Raw genomic sequence first — 693 nt, forward strand, 5'->3', positions numbered from 1 at the left:
TCGGCGCCGCTGACGGCCAGTGTACCGACGTTGGTGATACCGTCGCTGCCGCTGGCGCCGCTGTCGTGGGCCAGGGCAACCACGGGTGCCGCGGTCGCGGTGTCGAGGGTGAAGGTGAAGGCCGCGGCATTGTGGGTGTTGCCGGCCACGTCGGTGGCGCGCACGATGACGCTGTTGTCGCCTTCGACGGCGCTGAAGCTGTTAGTCCAGGTGGTGCCGCCATCAGTGCTGTAGCTGATGGTGGCGCCGGCCTCGGTGCCGCTGATGGCCAGTGTCCCGACGTTGGTGATGCCGTCGCTGCCGCTGGAGCCGCTGTCGCTGCTCAGCGCGACGACAGGCGCCGCAGTCGCGGTGTCGAGGGTGAAAGTGGTTGATGCCGTGCTGGTGTTGCCGGCGACATCGGTGTCGGTGATGCTGACAGTATGGGCGCCGTCGGTCATGCTGGCGGCGTCATAGCTGGCGACTTGCTTGCCATCGACTGTGATGACGCGGGTGGCGTCGGCATCTGGCGCACTGAACGTCAGCGCAGCCTGGCTCGTCACGCCGTCGCCGGCGACGCCAGTGTCCGTGGTCAGGGCCACGCCCGCAGTTGCGATCGTGGTGTCGAGGGTGAAGGCGAAGGCTGCGGCATCGTGGGTGTTGCCGGCCACGTCGGTGGCGCGCACGATGACGTTGTTGCCGCCTTCGACGGCG

The 693-nt window shown here is 68.3% G+C and carries 1 protein-coding gene; it reads right to left on the bottom strand.

Going from position 1 to position 693, the window contains the following annotated elements; genetic code table 11:
• A partial coding sequence (locus H3H39_RS27340; RefSeq protein ID WP_182157693.1) for an Ig-like domain-containing protein occupies window positions 1–693 on the bottom strand: 693 nt, incomplete at both ends.

Source organism: Rugamonas apoptosis (assembly GCF_014042355.1).
GTDB classification, from domain to species: domain Bacteria; phylum Pseudomonadota; class Gammaproteobacteria; order Burkholderiales; family Burkholderiaceae_D; genus Rugamonas; species Rugamonas apoptosis.